The organism is Deltaproteobacteria bacterium (assembly GCA_026388415.1).
GTDB lineage: Bacteria > Desulfobacterota > Syntrophia > Syntrophales > JACQWR01 > JAPLJV01.
This window is the reverse complement of the sequence record JAPLJV010000053.1, coordinates 1-6,441: the sequence shown is the minus strand read 5'-3', so window position 1 is coordinate 6,441 and position 6,441 is coordinate 1. Positions and strand designations below refer to the sequence as shown.

The following is a 6,441-nucleotide window of genomic DNA, read 5'->3' as shown; positions in this document are numbered from 1 at the left end:
CCCTGCCTGCACACCATGTACGTGGACAAGCCGATGAACGGGCACACCCTGATGCAGGCCATCGCCCGCGTCAACCGCGTCTTTGGCGACAAGGAAGGCGGGCTGGTGGTGGATTACATCGGCATCGCCCAGGATTTGAAGAATGCCATGCTGATCTACGCCGCCAGCCAGGGCAAAGGCCAAATCACCTTCGACCAGGAGGAAGCCGTTGCCAAAATGCAGGAACTGTACGAAGTGGTGGTGGATATGTTCGCGCGCTTCGATTACCGTCGCTACTTTGCGCTCGAACCCAAAGCCAAGCTCAATTTCATTCTCGATGCGGCCAACTACATCGCCGAACTCTCCGAAGTGAAAGATGGTAAGACCGTCCGCAACGGCAAGGAACGCTTCAAGGAAAACGTCATCCGCCTGCAAAAGGCCTTCGGGCTGGCGGTGCCCCATCCCGAGGCGCTCAAGATCCGCGATGATCTGGCATTTTTCCAGGCCATCAAGGCGCGTTTCGCCAAGTTCGATGACCAGACCAAAACCCGCACCAACGAAGAAATCGAAACCGCCATCCGCCAGATCGTCAACGATGCCATTATTTCCAGCGAAGTGATTGATGTCTTTGACGCGGCGGGTATCAAGAAGCCGGATATTTCCATCCTGTCGGATGAATTCCTGGCCGACATTCAGGGCATGGGACGCAAGAACCTGGCGCTCGAATTGCTCAAACGCCTGCTTAATGACGAAATCAAGACCCGCTCCAAAATGAATCTGGTGCAGGGCAAGAAGTTCTCCGAGATGCTGGCCGCAGCCGTCAAGCGCTACCAGAACGGGTTGATCGACTCGGCGCGGCTGATTGCCGAACTAATCCAATTGGCCAAAGATCTCCGCGCCGCCGACCAGCGCGGCGAAACAATGAACCTGCGCCCCGACGAACTGGCTTTTTTTGACGCCCTGGCCGATAACCCCACCGCCGAAGCCGTGCTGGGCGACCAAACCCTTAAGAAAATCGCCCACGAATTGGTCGAACAGGTGCGCCAAAACACCTCCATTGACTGGCAGCTTAAAGAAAGCGTCCAGGCGCAACTGCGTGTGCTGGTCAAACGGATATTACGCAAATACAAATATCCGCCTGATGATCCGGCAACGGGCGAATATACTGTTTCGGTGACTAAGGTTTTAGATCAAGCCGAGCTGTTGGCGGATTATTGGACGAAGAGTAAATAAGCGATTGCCACTTACGCTCAATACCGCATAGGCGAGGAACTTGAAAAAGGCGAGGAAGAAAGCAATGGTTGAAAACTCTTTAGCTGTTTTAGAAAACCATAAAATACGCAGACACTTCGATGAAGAAACCGAAACCTGGTATTTCTCAGTGATTGATGTCGTCGGGGCTTTGACAGACAGCGTTAATCCCCGTGATTATTGGTTTAAGATGAAAATACGCGTAAAAAGTGAAGATGGCCTTCAACTGTCGACAAACTGTCGACAGTTGAAAATGAAGGCAAAAGTGGGATACGAACGATTGCAGGATATGAGCGATCCCGCGCGCTCACTCGACCGCGCCCGTGAATACTGGCAACAGCACGGCAGAAGCGAAAAGTGGATCCAGCAGCGGATGATGGGCCAGGAAACCCGCAATAAACTCACGGATTACTGGCAAGACCACGAAGTAACCAAAGAAGACGAATATGCTATCCTCACCAACATCATTCATCAGGAATGGAGTGGGGTTTCTGTAAAAAAACATAAGGACATCAAGGGTCTTAAAACGCAGAATCTGCGCGACCATATGAACGAAGCGGAACTGATTTTTACGGCGCTTGCGGAACTTTCGACCAGGCAGATTGCCGAAAGCGTGAATGCGACCGGCATGGTTGAAAATGCCGATGCGGGAAAAACGGGCGGGAAAATTGCGAAGAAAGCCCGCTTGGAATTGGAGGCAAAAACAGGTAGAAGCGTCATAACATCTGGAAACTTTCTTCCACCGGCGAAGAAACAAAGGCAGATAAAAAATATATAGGGGCACAGTTGATGAACTGGTCAAAAGTCGAAAATGCCACAAAATCGTCATTCCGGTGAACACCGGAATCAAGAAATTTCAGCGTGTTACAAAAATACTGGACACCGGTTTTCACCGGTGTGACGACTTTTGACCAGTTCATAACAATTGAGGTATGAAATTATGAAAAAACTACCGGACAACCAAATCGCTTTCTATCAATCACCGGACGGCTCGGTGAATATTGAAGTATTATACGCCGAAGAAAACATCTGGCTTACTCAAAAGAAAATGGCAGAGCTTTTTGATACAACGAAACAAAACATAAGTCTTCATTTGAATAATATTTTTAAAGGTGGCGAATTGTCAAAAGATTCAGTTGTCAAGGATTTCTTGACAACTGCGTCCGATGGGAAAAGTTATCAAACCCAATTTTATTCATTAGAGGCTATTATCGCCGTTGGTTATCGGGTCAATTCCGAACGGGGCACACAATTCAGGCAATGGGCGACAGGAATTCTCAAAAGTTTCATCCACAAAGGTTATGCATTAGATAGCGACAGGTTCAAATACGGTTCCCGCTTCAGCGCCAGATATTTTGATGAACTCTACGAAGAAATCAAAGACATCCGCTCCAGTGAACGGATGATTTATCAAAAAATAACTGATATTTATGCCACAGCCATAGATTATTCGCCCAAAGCATACGAGAGCAAACAATTTTTCGCGACAGTGCAAAACAAGCTTCATTTTGCCATAACCGGTAAAACAGCGGCAGAAATTATTCAAAACCGTGTCAATAGCAATAAAGACAAGATGGGCCTTACGTCATGGAGAAGATCTCCGGACGGCAAAATTATGCCCAGCGATGTGGTTACTGCTAAAAATTATTTAGACAAAAAAGAACTTACGGAACTCAATAGAATCGTCAATATGTATTTGGATTATGCCGAGATGCAGGCCGCTCGCGGTCGGGCAATGACGATGAATAACTGGATAGAAAAACTCAATGCTTTTTTGAAGTTCAGTGAACACGAGATTTTGACAAATGCAGGCAAAGTTAGCCATGAAGTTGCGGAAGAACTTGCTTTAAAAGAATATGAAAAATATCGTTCAATACAGGACAAAAACTATGTTTCCGACTTTGACCGCGAAGTGAAGAAATTACTTGATTCAAAAAAGAACAAATTATGACCTATCTCAACGAAGACACATTAGTCCAGCAAACAACTACCGATTATCTGCGAGATAAACTCGGCTGGGATTCGGTGTACGCCTGCAATAAGGAAACATGGGGGAGATTGCAATCGGCTATGCCGGCAGGGGGGTATTAGAGAAAAACCGCCGGGATATTTTTAATAGGAGGAACAGCAAATGAATATTATTGACGTATTACGAGACAAGAGGAAATTGGCAGTGGCCCTGGCCCTTCTGATTGGCGGCGGTCCACTGGCCTCTGCCGCTGCGGGCGACCTGATGAGCACGATCTGCCGGAATGAGGTGGTTTCCGTGGGGGACAGAAAAGGGGTGGTTCTGACGAAATGCGGTCCACCGTTATCCAAATCGCAGGATTCGGTGAGCACCAGGGTATTGCAAACAACGCGCAAGAAAAAAACAGGCAAAAATAAGGCTGATGATAGTAAAAACGTGACCACGAGGACAAAAACGGTTAAAGAGCGTGCCGAGACCTTGACGTACATTATAGATGGCTCCTATCGGTTCTTTATTTTCAAGGAAGGCAAGCTGGCCAATATTGAGACGGGTGGTCTGGCCAATTAACCCCCATGCCCGGCACGGGCACAACGAAACATGAAAATACACATCAAATCCCCCTTTTCTAAAGGGGGACTTTACGATTCCCCCTCACTTTGGTAAAGGGGGGATGGGGGGGATTTTCGTATAAAGTGATTAAGAAAAGAGGTGTACCATGAAGGTAGCAAGTGTTGCCGAGATGCGGGCGATGGATCGCCAGGCGGTGGAAAGGTTTTTCATCCCGGAAGAGATCCTCATGGAAAATGCCGGACTGGCGGCCTGCGCTGTCCTGTCCCGCGCGATCGAGGTAAAAGGACAACGGTGCGCCGTGCTTTGCGGCCCCGGCAACAACGGTGGCGACGGTTTCGTGGTGGCACGCTGTCTCCACGCCGCCGGCGCTCTGGTTGCGGTCTTTCTGGCCGGTGAGGAGGGAAAATTCAAGGGCGCGGCAGCCGGTAATCTCAAAATTCTCCGCCAGCTTCCCGTGGCAATCCGGCTGGTTCAATCGGCTGAGGCCATAAGAAGCGAACTGATGGACTGCCGCATACTGGTAGATGCGCTCCTCGGCACCGGGCTGGATCGGGAGGTGGGTGGTCTTTACCGGGATCTGATCCAACTGATGAACGAGAGCGGCAAAACGATTCTCAGCCTGGACATTCCTTCCGGCATTAACGGCGACACGGGGGCCGTCATGGGTGTTGCCGTCCGGGCGGAATACACGGTTGCCTTCGGTCTGCCCAAGATCGGCAACATGTTGCACCCGGGATTCGGCCAGGGCGGCAAGCTGTCTGTCTCGCACATTTCTTTTCCCCCGGCGCTCTATAACGATGTCAGCCTCAAGGTCCAGATCAATGGCCCGATAAAACTGCCCGCCCGCCCGCCCGAGGCCCATAAAGGCAGCATGGGGAAGGTGCTGTTTATTGCCGGCGCCGCCAATTATTACGGCGCCCCTTATTTCTCCTCCCTGTCTTTTTTGAAGGCGGGCGGCGGCTATGCCTACCTGGCCACACCCCGTTCGGTAGCGCCCCTTGTTGCCCAGAAAGGCAGTGAAATCGTCATATTGCCACAGCAGGAAACGGCTTCCGGGAGTATTGCGCTGGCCAATTTGCAGCAACTGCTGGAACAGGCGGAAAAGAGCGACCTGGTGGTCCTCGGCCCCGGTCTGTCGCTCGCCGAGGAGACTAAGCAGTTGATAAAAGAACTGGTCTCCGCCATCAGGAAACCCTTGCTGCTCGATGGCGACGGGCTTACGGCCATTGCCGGAGATCTTGCCCTGCTGCGGGAAAGACCGGGGGCCACCATCTTGACCCCTCACCTGGGTGAACTGGCAAACCTGACGGGTAAGACCTTGCCGCAGATCAGCGGCAACCGGATAGTCGCCCTGCAGGAGGCCGCTCGGGAAGCTGGCGCCCTGCTGGTCATGAAAGGCGCCCATTCTCTGATCGGCGCTCCGGACGGCCGGGTTTTCATCAATCTCAGCGGCAACCCCGGCATGGCGACGGCCGGCGCGGGCGATGTTCTAACCGGAACCATTGCCGCCATGTTCGGTATGGGACTGCCTCTGGAGGATGCGGTCAGAAAGGGCGTTTTTATCCACGGTCTGGCCGGTGATCTGGCCGCGGCCGCCCAAGGCGAAGACGGGATGACGGCCACGGATATTCTGGAATACCTGCCCTTGGCCATGAAACAGGATCGGGAAGGGACAATGGGAAGTTATGGGAGAAGTTATGACATCCCGGTAGTTTAACTTAGGATCTGGAGAGGAAAATTATGCAAGTGACAGCTTCCCAAATCTGGACGGCGATTGAGGCGATACGCGAGAAATCGCCTGTTATTCACAATATCACCAATTTCGTGGTCATGAACAATACGGCCAATGCCCTGCTGGCCCTGGGCGCATCGCCGGTCATGGCCCATGCCGAAGAAGAGGTGGAGGAAATGGTGGATATCGCGGGTGCTCTCGTGATTAATATCGGCACCTTGAGCAGGTACTGGATTCCTTCCATGCTCCGTGCCGTGCAACATGCCCACCAGCGGAAGATTCCCATCGTGCTCGATCCCGTCGGCGCCGGGGCAACTGCCTATCGCACCCGGACCTCCCGGGAGCTCCTCGAGACGGTGCCGATTACAATTATTCGCGGCAATGCCTCGGAAATAATGGCTCTGGTCAATAGTGGGGGTAAAACCAAAGGGGTGGACAGCAGCGCCTTGTCCGAAGATGCCCTAGATGCGGCGCGGCGCCTGCACGACACTTACGGAAGCGTCGTCTGTGTGAGCGGTGAAACGGATTATATCCTGGCCGGCGCCGATGTTACCAAGGTATTTAATGGCCATATCATGATGACCAAAGTTACCGGCCTCGGCTGCACCGCCTCCGCCCTTTGCGGCGCCTTTGCCGCCGTGAACGGCAATTTTGCCCAGGCTACTACCGAGGCCATGGCCGTCATGGGGATTGCGGGTGAGCTGAGCGCCATGAATTCGCCCGGCCCCGGCAGCATGCAGGTAAATTTTCTGGATGCCCTGTATCGGCTTTCTGAAGAAAACATCAATAAATTACTGAGGATAGAAGGTTAGCGTGCAGGGTATTTATTTGGTGACGGACCGCGCCTTGTGCGGTTCGCGGACCATAGATGAGGTAATAATAGCGGCTGTCGGCGGCGGGGCGCGGTATGTGCAGGTACGCGAAAAAAACGTTACCACCC

General features: G+C 52.0%; 6 protein-coding genes. All 6 read left to right on the top strand.

Features of this window, described 5'->3' with window-relative positions; all coding sequences use genetic code 11:
* The coding region (locus NT140_11010) for a DUF3387 domain-containing protein (protein ID MCX5832393.1) at positions 1 to 1,212 on the top strand (1,212 nt) is incomplete at its 5' end.
* A gap of 64 nt (positions 1,213 to 1,276) precedes the next feature.
* The gene (locus NT140_11005; protein MCX5832392.1) at positions 1,277 to 2,008 is read left to right on the top strand and encodes a hypothetical protein; all 732 of its coding nucleotides are present in this window, start codon (positions 1,277 to 1,279) and stop codon (positions 2,006 to 2,008) included.
* A gap of 162 nt (positions 2,009 to 2,170) precedes the next feature.
* On the top strand, positions 2,171 to 3,181 hold the full coding sequence (locus NT140_11000) for a virulence RhuM family protein (protein MCX5832391.1): 1,011 nt from the start codon (positions 2,171 to 2,173) through the stop codon (positions 3,179 to 3,181).
* 180 nt (positions 3,182 to 3,361) lie between these two features.
* A complete protein-coding gene (locus NT140_10995; protein MCX5832390.1) occupies positions 3,362 to 3,766 on the top strand; it encodes a DUF2845 domain-containing protein in 405 nt (134 codons plus the stop codon).
* A 148-nt stretch (positions 3,767 to 3,914) separates the two neighbouring features.
* Positions 3,915 to 5,486, top strand: coding sequence for an NAD(P)H-hydrate dehydratase (locus tag NT140_10990; GenBank protein MCX5832389.1), 1,572 nt, complete (start codon positions 3,915 to 3,917; stop codon positions 5,484 to 5,486).
* Between the two features lie 23 nt (positions 5,487 to 5,509).
* Positions 5,510 to 6,313, top strand: a complete 804-nt coding sequence (gene thiM, locus NT140_10985) for a hydroxyethylthiazole kinase (protein ID MCX5832388.1) — start codon at positions 5,510 to 5,512, stop codon at positions 6,311 to 6,313.
* Positions 6,314 to 6,441 lie beyond the last annotated feature (128 nt).